Raw genomic sequence first — 14,884 nt, 5'->3', positions numbered from 1 at the left:
CTCTCTTATTAGATGCGTTCAATCGCCAGGGCCAAGCCTTGGCCGACGCCCACGCACATGGTCGCCAGGCCCTTGCTGCCACCGGTTTTCTCGAGTTGATGCAGGGCTGTCAGCACCAGCCGCGCACCGCTCATGCCCAGCGGGTGGCCGAGGGCGATGGCGCCGCCGTTCGGGTTGACCTGCGGCGCGTCGTCGGCGATGCCCAGTTCGCGCAGCACCGCCAGGCCTTGGCTGGCAAAGGCTTCGTTGAGTTCGATGACGTCAAAGTCAGTGACTGCCAGGCCAAGGCGCTCCACCAGTTTGCGCACGGCCGGCACCGGGCCGATGCCCATCACACGCGGCGCGACACCAGCGCTGGCCATGCCCAATACGCGGGCACGGGCGGTCAGGCCGTGTTGCTTGACCGCTTCGGCGGAGGCCAGGATCAGCGCCGCTGCACCATCATTCACACCCGAGGCGTTGCCGGCGGTGACGGTCTTGTCGGGGCCGTTGACCGGCTTGAGCTTGGTCAGGGCTTCCAGAGTGGTATCGGCCCGTGGGTGTTCATCGTGCTCGACGACGGTTTCGCCTTTTTTATGCGCAACCCGTACCGGCACGATTTCTTCGGCGAAAAAGCCGGCGGCCTGAGCCGCAGCAGTGCGTTGCTGGCTGCGCAGGGCGAAGGCGTCCTGGTCGGCGCGGGACACGTTGTAATCGTCGGCAACGTTGTCGGCGGTCTGCGGCATCGCATCTACGCCGTACTGCGCCTTCATCAACGGGTTGATAAAACGCCAGCCGATGGTGGTGTCTTCCAGCTTCATGTTGCGCGAGAACGCAGCGTCGGCCTTGCCCATCACGAACGGCGCGCGGGACATCGACTCGACGCCACCGGCAATCGCCAGTTCCATTTCGCCGCTGGCGATGGCGCGGAAGGCGGTGCCGATCGCATCCATCCCCGAGGCGCACAAGCGGTTGAGGGTCACGCCCGGAATGCTCTCCGGCAACCCCGCCAGCAACAACGCCATGCGCGCCACGTTGCGGTTGTCTTCACCGGCCTGGTTGGCGCAGCCGAGGAACACTTCATCGACGGCATTCCAGTCCACCGACGGGTTGCGTTCGATCAGGGCCTTGATCGGCAGCGCCGCCAAATCATCGGCACGCACGGTAGACAGGCCACCGCCGAAACGGCCGATGGGGGTACGAATGGCATCACAGATAAATACGTCGCGCATCAGGCTTCTCCCGGCGCTTGGCCGTGGGCGGCCGCGGTGCGTGCTTCAAGGTCACGCAGGGCGGTCAGCTCTACTTCAGTCGGTTCGGCGGTGGTGTCGACCTGGTCGGCAAAACGAATCGCCCAACCGGTGGCAGCCACCACTTGCTCACGGGTCACGCCAGGGTGCAGCGCGGTGACCACGAATTCATGGGTGCCCGCTTCCGGCTCCATGATGCACAGGTCGGTAATGATCCCTACAGGCCCTGCGCCCGGCAGGCCCAGGCGTTTACGCGAGTCGCCGCCTTCGCCGTGGCCGACCGAGGTGATGAAGTCCAGTTTGTCGACAAACGACCGCGCCGATTGCTTGAGGATGATCAGCACGCTCTTGGCCGAACCGGCGATCTCCGGTGCGCCGCCGGCACCCGGCAGGCGTACTTTGGGCTGGTGGTAGTCACCGACCACGGTGGTGTTGATGTTGCCGAAGCGGTCCACCTGGGCGGCGCCGAGAAAGCCCACGTCAATGCGTCCGCCCTGCAGCCAGTAGCGAAAGATCTCACCGGTGGGCACCACGGTATCCGCAGTTTCAGCCAACTCGCCATCACCGATGGACAGGGGCAATACGGAGGGCTTGGCGCCGATCGGGCCGGACTCGTAGATCAGCACCACGTCCGGCGACGAGGTCAGGCGCGCCAGGTTGGCCGCCTTGGACGGCAGACCGATGCCGACGAAGCAGACGGAGCCGTTCTTGAGACGGCGCGCAGCGGCGACGGTCATCATTTCATTGGTCGAGTAAGCCATTACTGGGCCTCCTGCGCGGTGGCCAGCTTGGCCTGGAATTCATTGAAATCGGCCGTGCCGTGGATGTATTCGTTGATCCAAGCGGTAAAGGTCCCACGGTCACGGGCGATCGGGTCCCACGCCTGGTAGAAGCGATTGTCGCGCTCGTTGTAACCATGGGCGTAGGACGGGTGCGCGCCACCAGGGACATGGCACACCGCCGTCAGGGCCCAGGTCGGCAGCACGCAGCTGTTCATGGGGGCATTGAGGTCGTCGACGATTTCTTCGACGGTGACGATGCAGCGCTTGGCCGCCAGGGCCGCTTCCTTCTGCACGCCGAGAATGCCCCATAGCAACACGTTGCCCTTGCGGTCGGCCTTTTGCGCGTGGATCACGGTGACATCCGGACGTACCGACGGCACCGCTGCCAGCACTTCGCCGGTGAACGGACAGGTGACGGTCTTGATCAGCGGATTGACCTTGGGCAGGTCGGAACCGGCGTAGGCCCGCAACACCGCGAACGGCAGGCCCGATGCACCGGCGACGTAGGCATTGGCCAGGTCGGCGTGACTGTGTTCTTCAATTTCCAGCGGTTGCGGCCATTGCTTCTCGACCGCGTCGCGCAGGCGATGCAGGGAGCCCACGCCCGGGTTGCCGCCCCAGGAGAAAATCAGCTTGCGGGCGCAGCCGGCACCGATCAACTGGTCGTAGATCAGGTCAGGCGTCATACGCACCAGCGTCAGGTCTTTCTTACCCTGACGAATGATTTCATGACCTGCTGCCGTAGGGATCAGATGGGTGAAGCCTTCGAGGGCGACGGTATCGCCGTCGTTCACAAATTGCTTCACCGCGTCACGCAGCGCGAGGATTTCAGCCATGGGGTTCGGGCTCCCGGTGTGGATCGAAAAAGGCGCTGAGGTGGCGCCGAAGTGCTTTGAAGATTAAGCCGGGGTAATGGGCCAAACAATCCGATAATCGACTCAGCGTTCGATTATCGAACAGATTGTTGCCTGACTAATAATCTGGAGGAACGCGGTCAATGTGGGAGCAGGCTTGCCTGCGATGGCATCGCCGCAGTGTCACTTGCATACCGAGTCGCCTGCATCGCAGGCAAGCCAGCGCCCACAGGAAAAGCGGCCATGATCAGGTAGCATCGGCGTGGCTGACCATTCCTTTGATAACGACAGCGGCCGTGGCCAACGCGGCGGGGATCACCAGCGCGGTGAGCACCTGCTCGAAGTTCCAGCCCAGGCCGAGCAAGGTCGCGCCCATCCATGCACCCAGGATCGCGCCGAAGCGACCGATACCCAGCATCCACGACACACCGGTGGCGCGGCCCTGGGTCGGGTAGAAGCGTGCGGCCAGGGACGGCATCGCCGATTGCGCACCGTTGACGCACATCCCGGCGATCAGTACCAGGGTCGCCAACAGGGTGATGTTGCCCAGGCTCTGCCCGACTGCGTAGGCAAATACCCCGGCCAACAGGTAGAAAGTACCGATGACTTTGTGGGGGTTGAAGCGGTCCATTGCCCACCCCACCGCCACTGCGCTCAACACACCACCAAACTGGAACAGCGCACCGATAAACGCCGCCTGTTCCATGCTCGCGCCGCTGTCGCGCATCAGGGTCGGCAGCCAACTGGTGAGCAGGTACACAATCACCAGGCCCATGAAATAAGTCAGCCACAGCAACAACGTGCCGGCGCTGTAGGTGCCGGAAAAGATCACCGCGAACACGTTGCGGGCCTTGACGGTTTTCTGCTCGGGCACGCTGAAGCTGCTGGCCTGGGCCACGATAGAAGGCTCGATGGGTGACAAGGTCTTGCGCACTTTGTCGGTCCCCCGATTGCGCACCACCAGGTAGCGCGCCGATTCCGGCAGCCACACCAGTAGCACCAACGCCAGGATCAACGGCAGGATGCCACCGATCAGCAGCAGACTGTGCCAACCGAATGCCGGGATCAGCTTGGCCGAGATAAACCCGCCACCCGCCATGCCGAGGTTGAAGCCGCAGAACATGCTGGTCACCAGCAGCGACTTGTGGCGTTCGGGGGTGTACTCGGACAACAGCGTGGTGGCATTCGGCATGCCGGCGCCCAAACCCAGTCCGGTGAGGAAGCGCAGCACCAGCAACTGATCGACGTTGCTGCTGTAGGCCGACGCCAGGCTGAATGCGCCAAACACCAGCACCGCGCCCACCAGCACCACTTTGCGCCCGAAGCGATCCGCCAGCGGGCCGGAGCCCAGCGCGCCAAACACCATGCCGATCAACGCAGCACTCATCACCGGGCCAAGGCTGGCGCGGTCGATGCCCCAATCCTGGGACAACGCAGGCGCGATGAACCCCATGGCGGCAGTGTCGAGGCCATCCAGGAAGACAATCAGGAAACACAGGATCACCACACGCCACTGATAACGCGACAGTGGCTGGGTGTTGATGAAGGACTGGACGTCCAACGGAGTACCGACAGATGGCTGATTCATTGTTTTTATTTCCACACCGATGGCGGGCTGACGACCTGGGGTCATCGTTGTTATTGGGGCGCGCTAACAGCGCTGCCGCACATTAATGAGCCAGGGGAAATACCGTCAATTGACCAAACCGGGATCTGTGCGGTCACCGAACAGCTTAAGCAAACAGTTGCGCACTCAACTCGCGGCTGGCACTGAGCATGCTCGGCAGAAAACGCTGTTCCAGCTCGCTACGGCTGACCCGGCCGGCGTGCGTGCTGACATTCAGCGCGGCCAACACCTGGCCCGAGGCGTCATACACGGGCACGGCAATGGAACGCAGGCCCTGCTCCAGCTCCTGATCGACGATGCACCAGCCCTGCTGACGCACTTGTTGCAGGCATTCGAACAGCGCTTCGGGCGTGGTAAGGGTGCGGCTGGTCTTGGTTTGCAGGTCGGCGTGGTCGAGATAATCCTGCAGCGAGGCGTCGTCCAGCGCCGCGAGCAGAATGCGGCCCATGGAGGTGCAATAGGCCGGAAGCCGCCCGCCCACCGACAGGTCGACGGAAATCAGGCGCTGGGTGGTGGCCGAACGGGCGATGTAGAGAATGTCGTCGCCTTCGAGGGTGGCCATGTTGCAGGCTTCGTGGAGTTGCTCGCTCATGCGGTCCAGATAGGGCTGGGCCGACACCGCCAGCGGGGTGGACGACAGGTAGGCATGGCCGAGGGTCAGCACTTTGGGCAATAGCGAATAGGTGCGCCCGTCAGTGGTGGCGTAGCCGAGCTTGATCAGGGTGTGCAGGCAACGACGCACGGCGGCACGGGGGATTTCCGTGCGGTGGCTGATCTGCGCGATGGTGAGGTGGCGCTTGCGTTCCTGGAAGGCCTGCACCACGGCCAGGCCACGGGCCAGGGAGGTCATGAAGTCCGGATCACCGGTAAAGGCCTGGATACGCTTGGCCGGAGAGGCAACGATCGGCGGCGCCACTGACGCGAAAGAGTTGCGCAATTGATCGTTCATGTCGTGATCCTTTCTCTTATTGTCAACCGCAGGGGAGGTTTGGCCGCTATTACAAGCCGCGTCAGCCGGGATGCACAAGGCAAGGCCGACAACATTGTGCGATTATCGGACAGTCATTCGATTATCGCAATTTGCTGGCGCCCCACCATGAACCGCATGCCGGACTGAACAACACTGCGTGGGTTTTAATAACGTTTGAAGTTGGAATGAATTTATGACGCCAGAATTTGTGCAATTACCGACGCACCCGTGTAACAAAACCCTCACACAAAGTTGACGGTTTTTAACTTTATGCCGATAGTGTTATTCGAATGCGCCGCTATAATGCAATCTATGCGCAGGTCCGCCCGGTCTCATGATCGGAACCGGAACTCGCCAGGTGATGCACACGCTGTGCATTGTCGATTGCAACTACCTGCCGCGAATGACTGCACTCAATAAGTGCCGCCATGCCGATTCCGAAGTTGAACGCTCTCGCGAATCAACTTGGAACAACCCGAGGGCGCATTCCGGCATAACGCTGCAACGTATTTACTCTCAACTCAATTAGGTAACGATGTGACGAAAGATGAACTGCGCGCGGAACTTGAGCGCCAGGAGCAACGTTACAAGGACGTTTACGGCGGGGAAGTCACCACCTACGCCGCCCAGCCTGAACCTGAACGCAAACCATGGCGCAAACGAGCCAGCCTGCTTGACCAGGCCTTTGCACAGGAAATCCAAAAGATTGAACAGGAACTCAAGACCGAAGAGCCATAAGCGATTCGGTTTGAACTTCCAGGTTTCGGCCTCGGCTGCTGGCACATAGCTAGCAGCCAGCTACCTGGCTTCCTACTACCGACGGTAAAATTTCATATAAATGTTTCAGCCGTGACAATTTTGTGACAACACCGCATCCCGAGGCCCCTCTGCGTTATAAATCAAAGACTTGCCAAAGCCCCGAAAACCCTGGGATGCACGCCTTTCCCAGGATTTTTTTCAGGGAAGATTGTTACCGATGAGCAGCTAGTGCATCGATTACCGAGGTTTTCTGGCATAATCGCGCCCCCTTACGACCGGGTCAGAAAACCTTCATGATCGATTTATTCAGCGGACTGGATGCTTGGGTTCTAGTGAGCCTGTTGCTCGCCCTGGCCTTTGTCCTCGCCTTCGAGTTCATCAATGGCTTTCATGACACCGCTAACGCGGTGGCCACAGTCATCTATACCAAAGCCATGCCGCCACACCTGGCCGTGTTCTTCTCCGGGGTGTTCAACTTCCTCGGCGTGTTGCTCGGTGGTGTCGGTGTCGCCTACGCCATCGTGCACTTGCTGCCGGTGGAGTTGCTGATCAATGTGAATACCGGCCATGGCTTGGCAATGGTCTTCTCCTTGTTGGCGGCAGCGATCACCTGGAACCTGGGCACCTGGTACTTCGGCATCCCCGCCTCCAGTTCCCACACCCTGATCGGCTCGATCCTCGGTGTCGGCCTGGCCAACGCCCTGATCAACGACATCCCCCTGGCTGACGGTGTGAACTGGCAGAAAGCGGTGGATATCGGTGCCTCCCTGGTGTTCTCGCCGATGGCCGGCTTCCTGGTCGCAGCTCTGGTGCTGATCTGCCTGAAGTGGTGGCGTCCGTTGTCCAAGATGCACAAGACCCCGGACCAGCGCCGCAAGCTCGATGACAAGAAGCACCCGCCATTCTGGAACCGCCTGGTCCTGGTGATCTCCGCCATGGCCGTGAGCTTCGTGCACGGTTCCAACGACGGTCAGAAAGGTATCGGCCTGATCATGCTGGTGCTGATCGGTATCGTGCCGGCACAGTTCGTACTCGACCTGGGCAGCACCACTTACCAGATCGAACGTACTCGCGATGCGACCGTGCATTTGAGCCAGTTCTACCAGCGCAATAACGCCACGCTCGGCGAGTTCCTGGCGCTGGGCAAAAGCGTGAAGGACGATCTGCCGGGCAAGTTCCAGTGCAACCCGCAGCAGACCGAGCCGACCATCAACGCGCTCGTCAACACCTTGAAAGGCGTGTCCGACTACCATTCGCTGACTGCCGATCAGCGCATTGAAGTGCGTCGTTACCTGCTTTGCCTGGACGACACCGCGAAGAAAGTCGGCAAGCTGCCAGGCCTGGATGCCCGTGAGAAGTCCGACCTCGACAAGCTGCGCAAGGACCTGACCGCCACCACCGAATACGCACCGTTCTGGGTAATCCTCGCCGTCGCGCTGGCCTTGGGCCTGGGCACCATGGTGGGCTGGAAGCGTGTGGTTCTGACCATCGGCGAGAAGATTGGCAAGCAGGGCATGACCTATGCCCAGGGCATGTCGGCGCAGATCACCACTGCGACCATGATTGGCTTCGCCAACATCTTCGCCCTGCCAGTGTCCACCACCCACGTACTGTCGTCGGGTGTGGCCGGTACCATGGTCGCGAACAAAAGCGGCCTGCAAGGTGGCACGGTGAAAACCATCCTGATGGCCTGGGTGCTGACCCTGCCAGCGACCGTGGCGCTGTCGGCCGGGTTGTTCTGGTTGGCTTCCAAGGCGCTGGGTAGCTGATAACCCAGCCGCAATGAAAAAAGGTGCGATCCGCAAGGCTCGCACCTTTTTTTATGTTCGTTCTGTAGGCGCCGGCTTGCCGGCCCCCACAGGTCATCGCGTTAATTCGAACGCAAAAAAAGGGCGACCGAAGTCGCCCAAAATGCCTTGCGTGCTCATGTAACCTGGAAAAACCTATGGTTTTTTACGCTTGTTCGCGTCTTTCCAGATAAAAATTCCAAACCCTACAAAAAACATCACCATGAGGCTCACAGTCAGCACTCCGGCAAACACCACATTATCGATAAACATGACCGGCCTCCTGCACTTGCCCTGTTGCGATAGGGCTAAGTTAATGGAGAAGGCGAAATGGAAAATTGACGGGGATCAATGTCGCCCGCGACGGGGCGTAAAGAAGGGCAATAACTGACCTGCATCAATGGATGCAGGTATTTTCAGCGCTTTTTCGGTTTGTTCTTCGGTTTCTTCTTAACTTTACCCAATGGCATTGCCTGTTCAAAGGCCTGACGCACTTCATTCAGGCGCTTGTCATTGAGGTCATGCACACGCTTGGCACGTTCGGCATTCAGGTCGATCAGCTTGTCGTCTTCACTCATGGCTTGGCTTACGTCGTAAAGGGAATGGCTCAATAATGCGGCCTCCCCCGCCCAACGGCAAATCAGCCGGCGACAAAAGGCGGGCCATCGAACAAAATCAGCCCTTTCCCGAACCAGGAGGCGCACTGAGGTGGCACTGCACAAGGACCTTCCGCCGTTGCTGGCCCTGCGCGCCTTCGAAGCCGTGGCGCGGCATTTGAGCTTTATCAAGGCGGCGAACGAGTTGTCGGTGACCCAGAGCGCCCTCAGTCATCAGGTGCAGAAACTTGAGCAGCACCTGGGCAAACCGCTGTTTATCCGACGCACCCGCGCGATCGATCTGACCGCCGACGGCCAACAGTACTACGACGAGATCCGCCCGGCCCTCGACGCCATTGCCGCCGCCACCCGTGCCCAGAGAACAGCCCCCAGCACCACCGTGCTACGCGTCGGCCTGCTGGCGTCCTTCGCCACCCTGTGGCTGGCTCCGCGCCTGGCCGGGTTCCTCAACCGCTATCCGCATATCCAGGTGGAGTTGTTGCCGGCGATCCAGTTGGCGGACGTGGCCGGCGCCGAGGTCGACCTGGCCATCCGTTACGGCAAGGGCGACTGGCCCGATGTGCAGGCCACGCGACTGATGCCGGAAGTCATCTCCCCGGTGTGCAGCCCGACCTTCAAGGCCAAGCATGACAGCCCCCTGCTGATGGCCACTTCCCACCGCCCGTTTGAATGGACCGATTGGTCCGAGCACTACCACGTTGACCTCACCCACCATCCCCGCGTGATGCTGCACGACTACAACATCGTGGTCGAAGCCGCCGTGGCCGGCCAAGGCATCGCCATGGGCCGTCATCGCTTGATCGAACGCCGGCTGCAGGACGGCAGCCTGGTGGAGGCCTTCGACTGGCCGCCGTATCGCAGCGACATCGGCTATTGGCTCATCGCCCCCCAAGGCATCACCAGCGAAGCCGCCGCATGTTTCAGCCAGTGGCTCAAGGACGCCTGTGCCGACGCGTGAGTTATTTCGATACGTCGCGTGAGATCTATCCGTTTGTCGCTCACCAAGGCAACCCACATGCTGAAACCTCCTGAACAGAGAGGATTGATCATGAGCGACTCCATCCGCCAACGCGTGCAAGCCCTGGGCCTCACGCTGCCCACGCCCAGCCAGCCGATTGCCAACTACATCAACCATGTCGTGAGCCAGCACCAGTTGTTCGTCTCCGGGCAGATTCCGCTGGTGGACGGTAAACCCGCCTACGTCGGCCGGTTGGGTGAGTCCGTCAGCGATGACGACGGTGCACGCGCGGCGGAGTTGGCGGCCCTGGGCCTGCTGGGGCAATTGAGCGATGCCCTGGGTGATGACCTGTCACGCCTGGTGCGCACCGTGCGCCTGGGTGTGTTTATCGCCAGCAGCGGCGATTTCAAGCAACAAAGCGTGGTCGCCAACGGTGCCTCCAACCTGCTGGTCAACGCCCTCGGCGAAAAGGGCCGGCACGTGCGCACCGCCGTAGGCGTTTCCAGCCTGCCGGCCGGTGTAGCAGTGGAGGTTGATGCGATTTTCGAGCTGCGCCCATGAGCCCGGCCGAGGTTAAGCAGTTGCGGGATGACACGCCTGGCTGCCAGTCCGGCATCGTGCACTTCAACCATGCCGGAGCCTCCCTGCCCAGCCAGGCGACCCTCGACGCAATCATCGAGCAACTGCAGCGGGAGGCCCGCGACGGCCCGATGGAGGCCGGCGAACATGGCGCCGTGCTGGTGGAAAAAGCCCGCCGCGCCGCCGCACACCTGCTCAATGCCCCCGCCTCATCAATCGCGTTTGCCAGCAGTGGCTCGACCGCCTGGAGCATGGCGTTCCAGGCCTTGGGGCCGTGGCAGCCGGGTGATCGCATTCTGGTCGGTCGCCACGAATGGGGTGGCAACCTGGCCAGCATGGACCTGGCGGTGCAAGCGGGTGCGCGGGTGGAGGTCATCCCTTGCGATGTAAGCGGCGCCGTCTGCCCGCTGGCGCTGGAGTCGATGATCGATGCCAGGGTGAAGTTGATCGATCTGACCTGGCTCCCGGCCAACGGCGGCCTGATCAACCCCGCCCAGGCCATCGGCGACGTGGCCAGGCGTCACGCTATCCCCTATTTCATCGACGCCGGCCAAGCCGTCGGCCAGGTGCCCGTGGATGTGCATGCGCTGCAGTGCGATGTGCTCAAATCGGCCGGGCGCAAGCACCTGCGAGGGCCGCGCGGTACGGCACTGCTGTATGTGCGGCCGGAGTTCCTCGAGCGATTGAACCCCGCTCAGCGTGACGTGTTTTCAGCGCCCTGGACCGCCCAGGGCTTCGACCTGCGCAATGACGCGCGGCGATTTGAAACCAGCGAAAGCTCCTTCGCCCTGCTGGCCGGGCTGGGCAATGCATTGCAGGAGATGAATCGACTGGGCGTCGAGCGCGTGTGGGAAAGGGTTTCGCACACCAGCGAGCGGATCCGCGAAGCGTTGCGTGGGATGGCGGGCATTACCCTGCATGACCTGGGCATTCGCCAATCCGGCTTGATCGCCTTCAACCTGGCCGGCTGGGATGCCTTCGAACTCAAGCGGCGACTGGGGTTGAAGCGCATCAACATCGGCGCCAACGGCGTGGCGTACACGCCTCTGGATATGCAGGCTCGGGGCCTTGAAAGCGTGGCGCGGGTCTCTGTCAGCCCACTCAATACCGAACACGATATCGAATTGCTGATAGCGGCCCTGCAGGCATTGCGCGACTAAACCTCGACGTCCACCCACAGGCCCTGGCGTGGCGCGTCTTCGATCAGCGGCACCACCGGCACGGTGTTGTCGGCGTTGAGCAGATCCCCCGGAATGGCCAAGTGCTGCTCCGGGTCTTCGTCGGCCTCGCGCCGGCGTTTCTGCTGTTCCTGCTGGCGACGCTGTTCTTCGCGCAGCAAAAAGGTCGACTGCTCGGCATCGCCCTTTTTCAGGTCGATGGTGCTTTCGTTGGAGCCCGCCTGAACTGGCACCACGGGCGGGATATCCGGCTTCTGGCGCACCGGATCGAGTTGTGACGTTACCGGCACAACGCTGACGGGCAGCATGGGTGGCAGCATAGTGATTATTCTCCTGATCAACAGGCTTTCGGCGGGTTGCAGGGCGACTTGAGCACAGGCTCGCCAACCTGTGACCCAGTCGACACTCGCAAGTGCCCGCCACCCGTCGATTCAACTTCCGATGCGCCGTGCCAACGGAGTAGTTTTTGTCAGAGTCCTTGGGCGTGGGGGCTTGTTCCGTTAAGATAGTCGGCTTTTTCACGGCGGGAGTCAGGCAGCATGGCGCAGCAGTATCAACCGGGGCAACGCTGGATTAGTGACAGCGAAGCAGAGCTGGGGTTAGGCACCGTTCTGGCACAGGACGGCCGCTTGTTGACCGTGCTCTATCCGGCCACTGGCGACACCCGCCAGTATGCGCTACGGAATGCGCCCCTCACCCGCGTGAGGTTTTCGCCGGGCGACACCATCACCCACTTCGAAGGCTGGAAAATGACCGTGCAGGAAGTCGACGACGTCGACGGCCTGCTGGTGTACCACGGCCTCAATGGGCAGAACGAGCAGGTCACCCTGCCGGAAACCCAACTGTCCAACTTCATCCAGTTCCGCCTGGCCAGCGACCGTCTGTTCGCCGGGCAGATCGACCCGCTGGCCTGGTTCTCGCTGCGCTACCACACCCTGGAACACACCAGCCGCCAATTGCAGTCTGCGCTGTGGGGCCTGGGTGGCGTGCGTGCGCAACCGATCGCGCACCAACTGCACATCGCCCGTGAAGTCGCTGACCGTATCGCGCCACGGGTATTGCTGGCCGACGAAGTGGGCCTGGGCAAGACCATCGAAGCCGGCCTGGTGATCCATCGCCAATTGCTGTCGGGCCGCGCCAGCCGCGTGTTGATCCTGGTCCCGGAAAACCTGCAGCACCAATGGCTGGTGGAAATGCGCCGCCGTTTCAACCTGCAGGTTGCGCTGTTCGACGAAGAACGTTTTATCGAAAGCGATGCCACCAACCCGTTCGAAGACACTCAACTCGCCCTGGTGGCGCTGGAGTGGCTGGTGGACGACGAGAAAGCCCAAGACGCGCTGTTCGCTGCCGGCTGGGACCTGCTGGTCGTCGACGAAGCCCACCACCTGGTGTGGCATGAAGACAACGTCAGCCCGGAATACGCGCTGGTCGAGCAACTGGCCGAGGTGATTCCTGGCGTGCTGCTGCTCACCGCCACCCCGGAACAGCTGGGCCAGGACAGCCACTTCGCGCGCCTGCGCCTGCTGGACCCAAACCGCTTCCACGATCTGCAGGCCTTCCGCGCCGAAAGCGAAAACTATCGCCCGGTGGCGGAAGCCGTGCAGGAGCTGCTGGACAAGGGTCGCCTTTCGCCCGCCGCACATACGACCATCCAGGGTTTCCTCGGCAACGAAGGTGAAGCCCTGCTCACCGCCGTCAACGATGGCGACACCGAAGCCAGCGCACGCCTGGTGCGTGAGCTGCTCGACCGCCACGGTACCGGCCGCGTGCTGTTCCGCAACACCCGCGCCGCCGTGCAGGGCTTCCCGGAACGCAAGCTGCACGCCTATCCGCTGCCGAACCCGGACGAGTACCTGGAGTTGCCGCTGGGCGAACACGCCGAGCTGTACCCGGAAGTCAGCTTCCAGTCGCAGCCGGATGTCGAAGAAGAAAATCGTTGGTGGCGCTTCGACCCACGGGTCGAGTGGCTGATCGACCAACTGAAAATGCTCAAGCGCACCAAGGTCCTGGTGATCTGCGCCCACGCCGAAACCGCCATGGACCTGGAAGACGCTCTGCGCGTGCGTTCCGGCATCCCGGCCACGGTGTTCCACGAGGGCATGAACATCCTCGAGCGCGACCGCGCCGCCGCGTACTTCGCCGATGAAGAGTTTGGCGCCCAGGTGCTGATCTGCTCCGAAATCGGCAGTGAAGGCCGCAACTTCCAGTTCTCCCACCACCTGGTGCTGTTCGACCTGCCGTCCCACCCCGACCTGCTGGAACAGCGGATCGGCCGTCTGGACCGGATCGGCCAGAAACACGTGATCGAACTGCACGTGCCGTACCTGGAAACCAGCCCGCAAGAGCGCCTGTTCCAGTGGTACCACGAAGCGCTGAACGCCTTCCTCAACACCTGCCCGACCGGCAACGCCTTGCAGCATCAGTTTGGCCCGCGCCTGCTGCCGCTGCTGGAAAACGCCGACGACGGCGAGTGGCAAGCCCTGATCGACGAGGCCCGTGCCGAGCGCGAGCGCCTGGAAGAAGAGCTGCACACCGGTCGCGACCGCTTGCTGGAGCTCAACTCCGGCGGCGCGGGTGAAGGCGATGCGCTGGTGGAAGACATCCTCGAGCAAGACGACCAGTTCGCGCTGCCGATCTATATGGAAACCCTGTTCGACGCGTTCGGCATCGACAGCGAAGACCATTCGGAAAACGCGCTGATCCTCAAGCCCAGCGAAAAAATGCTCGACGCCAGCTTCCCCCTGGGTGACGACGAAGGTGTGACCATCACCTACGACCGTAACCAGGCGCTGTCGCGTGAAGACATGCAGTTCATCACCTGGGAACACCCGATGGTGCAAGGCGGCATGGACCTGGTGCTGTCCGGCTCGATGGGCAACACCGCCGTGGCGCTGATCAAGAACAAGGCGCTCAAGCCGGGCACCGTGTTGCTGGAACTGCTCTACGTCAGCGAAGTGGTTGCCCCGCGTTCGCTGCAACTGGGTCGCTACCTGCCGCCTGCCGCCCTGCGCTGCCTGCTGGATGCCAATGGCAACGACCTGTCCAGCCGCGTGTCGTTCGAAACCCTCAACGACCAGCTGGAAAGCGTGCCACGCGCCAGCGCCAACAAGTTCATCCAGGCCCAGCGCGACCAGCTGACGCCACGGATCAACGCCGGCGAAGAGAAGATCACCCCGCGCCACGCCGAGCGCGTGGCCGAGGCCAAACGCCGCCTGGCGGCGGACACCGACGAAGAACTGGCGCGCCTGACCGCGTTGCAGGCGGTCAACCCGACCGTGCGTGACAGCGAGCTCGTGGCCCTGCGTCACCAACGCGAGCAAGGCCTGGCCATGCTCGATAAGGCCGCGCTGCGACTGGAGGCGATTCGGGTGTTGGTCGCCGGCTGATTTAACGGTGTGAGCGGGCTCGCTGTGGTGAGCGGGCTTGCTGTTTTGAGCAGGCTTGCTGTGGTGAGCGGGCTTGCTGTGGTGAGCGGGCTTGCCCCGCGCTGGGCGGCGAAGCCGCCCCCCTAAAAAACGCCGCATTCTTTCTGCAAGAATGCGGC

General features: G+C 62.0%; 14 protein-coding genes. 6 read left to right on the top strand and 8 right to left on the bottom strand.

Going from position 1 to position 14,884, the window contains the following annotated elements:
• Nucleotides 1–8: 8 nt before the first annotated feature.
• From pcaF to pcaR, 5 genes are all read right to left on the bottom strand, one after another.
• Nucleotides 9–1,214: a 3-oxoadipyl-CoA thiolase gene (pcaF, locus tag BM70_RS0106895; RefSeq protein ID WP_177326537.1), complete on the bottom strand. Its 1,206-nt coding sequence runs from the start codon at nt 1,212–1,214 to the stop codon at nt 9–11.
• Nucleotides 1,211–1,990, bottom strand: a complete 780-nt coding sequence (locus BM70_RS0106890) for a CoA-transferase subunit beta (protein WP_025855318.1) — start codon at nt 1,988–1,990, stop codon at nt 1,211–1,213. Before BM70_RS0106890 ends, pcaF begins: the two co-directional genes overlap by 4 nt.
• Nucleotides 1,990–2,847: a CoA transferase subunit A gene (locus tag BM70_RS0106885; RefSeq protein ID WP_025855317.1), complete on the bottom strand. Its 858-nt coding sequence runs from the start codon at nt 2,845–2,847 to the stop codon at nt 1,990–1,992. The genes BM70_RS0106890 and BM70_RS0106885 overlap by 1 nt, the downstream gene beginning before the upstream one ends.
• Before the next feature lie 265 nt (nt 2,848–3,112).
• Nucleotides 3,113–4,453, bottom strand: a complete 1,341-nt coding sequence (locus BM70_RS0106880) for an MFS transporter (RefSeq protein ID WP_025855316.1) — start codon at nt 4,451–4,453, stop codon at nt 3,113–3,115.
• 145 nt (nt 4,454–4,598) lie between these two features.
• A complete protein-coding gene (gene pcaR, locus BM70_RS0106875; protein ID WP_025855315.1) occupies nt 4,599–5,441 on the bottom strand; it encodes a pca regulon transcriptional regulator PcaR in 843 nt (280 codons plus the stop codon).
• A 558-nt stretch (nt 5,442–5,999) separates the two neighbouring features.
• Here pcaR and BM70_RS0106870 point away from each other — a divergent pair.
• Nucleotides 6,000–6,200 carry a hypothetical protein gene (locus BM70_RS0106870; RefSeq protein ID WP_003189295.1) on the top strand — a complete coding sequence of 67 codons (201 nt, stop codon included), beginning with the start codon at nt 6,000–6,002 and terminating at the stop codon, nt 6,198–6,200.
• Between the two features lie 314 nt (nt 6,201–6,514).
• Nucleotides 6,515–7,990, top strand: a complete 1,476-nt coding sequence (locus tag BM70_RS0106865) for an inorganic phosphate transporter (protein WP_025855314.1) — start codon at nt 6,515–6,517, stop codon at nt 7,988–7,990.
• Nucleotides 7,991–8,164: 174 nt separating this feature from the next.
• Here BM70_RS0106865 and ccoM read toward each other — a convergent pair whose 3' ends face one another.
• Both ccoM and BM70_RS33030 read right to left on the bottom strand, forming a co-directional pair.
• Nucleotides 8,165–8,281, bottom strand: coding sequence for a cytochrome c oxidase subunit CcoM (gene ccoM, locus BM70_RS33830; RefSeq protein ID WP_010212341.1), 117 nt, complete (start codon nt 8,279–8,281; stop codon nt 8,165–8,167).
• Nucleotides 8,282–8,424: 143 nt separating this feature from the next.
• Nucleotides 8,425–8,619, bottom strand: coding sequence for a hypothetical protein (locus BM70_RS33030; protein WP_155952134.1), 195 nt, complete (start codon nt 8,617–8,619; stop codon nt 8,425–8,427).
• A gap of 97 nt (nt 8,620–8,716) precedes the next feature.
• On the opposite strand from BM70_RS33030, the gene BM70_RS0106850 reads away from it, so the two are divergent.
• The 3 genes from BM70_RS0106850 to BM70_RS0106840 all read left to right on the top strand — a co-directional run bounded on the left by BM70_RS0106850 (nt 8,717) and on the right by BM70_RS0106840 (nt 11,322).
• Entirely contained in the window at nt 8,717–9,583 is an 867-nt protein-coding gene (locus BM70_RS0106850; RefSeq protein ID WP_025855313.1) for a LysR substrate-binding domain-containing protein, read from the top strand.
• A gap of 90 nt (nt 9,584–9,673) precedes the next feature.
• Nucleotides 9,674–10,144, top strand: coding sequence for a RidA family protein (locus tag BM70_RS0106845; RefSeq protein WP_025855312.1), 471 nt, complete (start codon nt 9,674–9,676; stop codon nt 10,142–10,144).
• Complete coding sequence (locus BM70_RS0106840; protein ID WP_025855311.1) at nt 10,141–11,322, top strand: aminotransferase class V-fold PLP-dependent enzyme; 1,182 nt, start codon at nt 10,141–10,143, stop codon at nt 11,320–11,322. The genes BM70_RS0106845 and BM70_RS0106840 overlap by 4 nt, the downstream gene beginning before the upstream one ends.
• Here the strand turns inward: BM70_RS0106840 and BM70_RS0106835 are convergent.
• Nucleotides 11,319–11,660, bottom strand: a complete 342-nt coding sequence (locus BM70_RS0106835; protein ID WP_025855310.1) for a hypothetical protein — start codon at nt 11,658–11,660, stop codon at nt 11,319–11,321. The genes BM70_RS0106840 and BM70_RS0106835 overlap by 4 nt on opposite strands.
• A 219-nt stretch (nt 11,661–11,879) precedes the next feature.
• On the opposite strand from BM70_RS0106835, the gene rapA reads away from it, so the two are divergent.
• Nucleotides 11,880–14,726 carry an RNA polymerase-associated protein RapA gene (rapA, locus tag BM70_RS0106830; RefSeq protein ID WP_025855309.1) on the top strand — a complete coding sequence of 949 codons (2,847 nt, stop codon included), beginning with the start codon at nt 11,880–11,882 and terminating at the stop codon, nt 14,724–14,726.
• Nucleotides 14,727–14,884: the final 158 nt, after the last annotated feature.

Origin of the sequence: Pseudomonas sp. CHM02 (genome assembly GCF_000612585.1) — a bacterium.
GTDB lineage: Bacteria > Pseudomonadota > Gammaproteobacteria > Pseudomonadales > Pseudomonadaceae > Aquipseudomonas.
This window is presented reverse-complemented; position numbering and strand designations above follow the sequence as displayed.

What these genes read in the sequence shown, in the direction of transcription:
- BM70_RS0106885 (WP_025855317.1), bottom strand. Translation starts at nt 2,847, where the DNA reads ATGGCTGAAATCCTCGCGCTGCGTGACGCGGTGAAGCAATTTGTGAAC.
- pcaR (WP_025855315.1), bottom strand. Translation starts at nt 5,441, where the DNA reads ATGAACGATCAATTGCGCAACTCTTTCGCGTCAGTGGCGCCGCCGATC.
- BM70_RS0106835 (WP_025855310.1), bottom strand. Translation starts at nt 11,660, where the DNA reads ATGCTGCCACCCATGCTGCCCGTCAGCGTTGTGCCGGTAACGTCACAA.
- BM70_RS0106865 (WP_025855314.1), top strand. Translation starts at nt 6,515, where the DNA reads ATGATCGATTTATTCAGCGGACTGGATGCTTGGGTTCTAGTGAGCCTG.
- ccoM (WP_010212341.1), bottom strand. Translation starts at nt 8,281, where the DNA reads ATGTTTATCGATAATGTGGTGTTTGCCGGAGTGCTGACTGTGAGCCTC.
- BM70_RS0106840 (WP_025855311.1), top strand. Translation starts at nt 10,141, where the DNA reads ATGAGCCCGGCCGAGGTTAAGCAGTTGCGGGATGACACGCCTGGCTGC.
- BM70_RS0106845 (WP_025855312.1), top strand. Translation starts at nt 9,674, where the DNA reads ATGAGCGACTCCATCCGCCAACGCGTGCAAGCCCTGGGCCTCACGCTG.
- BM70_RS0106880 (WP_025855316.1), bottom strand. Translation starts at nt 4,453, where the DNA reads ATGAATCAGCCATCTGTCGGTACTCCGTTGGACGTCCAGTCCTTCATC.
- rapA (WP_025855309.1), top strand. Translation starts at nt 11,880, where the DNA reads ATGGCGCAGCAGTATCAACCGGGGCAACGCTGGATTAGTGACAGCGAA.
- BM70_RS0106890 (WP_025855318.1), bottom strand. Translation starts at nt 1,990, where the DNA reads ATGGCTTACTCGACCAATGAAATGATGACCGTCGCCGCTGCGCGCCGT.